General features: G+C 59.9%; 3 protein-coding genes. All 3 read left to right on the top strand.

Translation table 11 applies throughout. From position 1 onward, the window contains the following. The coding region (locus V7Q10_RS06385; protein ID WP_333868230.1) for a sugar transferase at positions 1 to 458 on the top strand (458 nt) is incomplete at its 5' end. 24 nt (positions 459 to 482) lie between these two features. Continuing rightward, entirely contained in the window at positions 483 to 1739 is a 1257-nt protein-coding gene (locus tag V7Q10_RS06380; protein WP_333868229.1) for a glycosyltransferase, read from the top strand. Positions 1740 to 1784: 45 nt separating this feature from the next. Continuing rightward, on the top strand, positions 1785 to 2051 hold the full coding sequence (locus V7Q10_RS06375; protein ID WP_333868228.1) for a spike base protein, RCAP_Rcc01079 family: 267 nt from the start codon (positions 1785 to 1787) through the stop codon (positions 2049 to 2051). Positions 2052 to 2078: the final 27 nt, after the last annotated feature.

Below are 2078 nucleotides of genomic sequence, written 5' to 3'. Positions count from 1 at the left end.
GGCAGGCTTTTACCTGCTGGAAATTGCGCACAATGGTGCCGCATGCAGAGGCCTATCTGCAAGACTATTTGCAGCAAAATCCGCAGGCTGCACAGGAATGGCGCGACACTTTCAAGTTGGCCAATGATCCACGCGTGACGACCTTTGGCAAGATTATGCGGCAGACCAGTCTGGACGAGTTGCCGCAGATTTGGAACATTTTGAAGGGCGAGATGAGCCTTGTCGGCCCACGGCCGGTGACAGCCGCAGAGGCTGTGCTTTACGGTCCAGCGCTTGCGAAATACCAAGCTCTGCGCCCCGGCTTGACAGGGGTTTGGCAGGTCAACGGGCGCAATGACACCAGCTATGGCGCGCGGATCGCGATGGATGTCGAGTATGGCAACCGCCTAAGCTTCTGGCGTGATTGTCGAATTTTACTGGCGACAGTCAGGGCTGTGGCCGCGCGAAGTGGGCGATAACGAGACCAGAGGAGCGTTTGGCCGATGCGGATATTGATCCATGACTACGCCGGCCATCCGGCACCGATTTTTCTGTCGCGCAGCCTGGCCGCGCGCGGGCATCAGGTGACCCATGCGTGGTTTGCCGCAGATTCCGGCCCAAAGGGGCGGCTGCACCGCAACGAGACCGACCCCAAAAGCTTGGTCTTTGCGCCACTTGGCGCTTCACTTGCCTATTCAAAAACGAAACTGTGGCAGCGCCGTCGGGGCGACATCGCCTATGGCAAGGAATTGGCAAAGTTGGTCACGCAGATCAGCCCCGATCTGGTTTTGTCAGGCAATACCCCAACCGAGGCCCAAGAAGCGCTGTTGGATGCCTGTGCTCGCACGCAAAGCCGGTTTGTCTATTGGTGCCAAGATTTCTATGCCCTTGCGGCAGCTCAGATTTTAGCGCGAAAGCTGCCGCTGCTGGGGCAGCTGGTTGGCAGCTATTATCGTCATTTGGAACGTCGCCAGATGCAGCGCGCGGCTGCCATCATTCTTATAACTGAAGATTTTTGTCGCCAAACCGATGCTTGGGGGCTGGCGCGCGACAAGATCGCGGTGATCCCGAATTGGGGGCCCATCGCCGAAATTAAGGTGCAAGCGCGCGACACGGATTGGGGGCAGCGGCATCAGCTGCAAGCGGGTACGCGCTTTGTCTATACAGGGACTTTGGCGGAAAAGCACAATCCAGCGCTGTTGTCAGCACTGGCGCAGAAGCTGGGGCCAGAGGAAGAGCTGTTGCTGATTGCCAGCGGCAGCGGTGCAGATGATTTGGCGGCGCAAACGTCCGCCACGCAGCTGCAAAGACTGCGCCTGCTTGGCCTGCAACCGATTGAAAGCTTTGGCCAAGTTCTGGCCAGCGGCGATGTGCTTTTGGCGGTGATTGAGCGCGATGCCGGCAGTTTTTCGGTGCCGTCCAAGATCCTGAGCTATCTTTGTGCGGGTCGCCCAATTGTGCTGGCCGCCCCAAAGCACAACCTTGCCGCCCAGATCTTGCGACGCAGCGGCGCGGGTCAGGTCGTCGATCCCGAGGACACCGCGGGCTTTGTCGGCGCAGCACTGGCCTATCGAGATGACCCCGCCGCAGCTCGGCGGGCAGGTGCCGCCGGACGCGCCTATGCCGAAGCCCAGTTTGATTTGGCAGCGATCACCGACCGCTTTGAAGCGATATTTGCCAAGGCCTGCGCAGTCAGCGATTTGGCCCACCCGCCCCCTGCCCCAGCGCGCGCTGCTCTAACCCAACGTCAACTTGGTTAACCTAGGCTTGGTCCCGTTCATTCCTGAAATAGAGGTCTATTTGCCATGTCCGCAAGAAACCAGTTTAGCGACCGCAGCCAGCAGCGTTTGGGGGCACCGACCCATCTTGCGCTTGTCGTGCCATCTGATGGCGCTGATCTCAGCGATGTCAGCCAGATGCTTTATGTCGAGAGCGCGGGGGCCGTCCGCGTGACCACGCTTGGGGGAGAAATCATAACAACGCCAACACTTTATCCCGGCTGGCATCCGATGGAAGTCACGCGCATCCACGCCAGTGGCACCACCGCCACCGGCCTGATGGTGGGGTGGTGATGACGCTCGCCCTTGCCTGCCCCGCCC

Source organism: Cypionkella sp. (assembly GCF_036782355.1).
GTDB lineage: Bacteria > Pseudomonadota > Alphaproteobacteria > Rhodobacterales > Rhodobacteraceae > Cypionkella.
The sequence above is the reverse complement of the archived record's forward strand: the minus strand, read 5'-3'. Positions and strand labels throughout refer to the sequence as shown.

What these genes read in the sequence shown, in the direction of transcription:
- V7Q10_RS06380 (WP_333868229.1), top strand. Translation starts at nt 483, where the DNA reads ATGCGGATATTGATCCATGACTACGCCGGCCATCCGGCACCGATTTTT.
- V7Q10_RS06375 (WP_333868228.1), top strand. Translation starts at nt 1,785, where the DNA reads ATGTCCGCAAGAAACCAGTTTAGCGACCGCAGCCAGCAGCGTTTGGGG.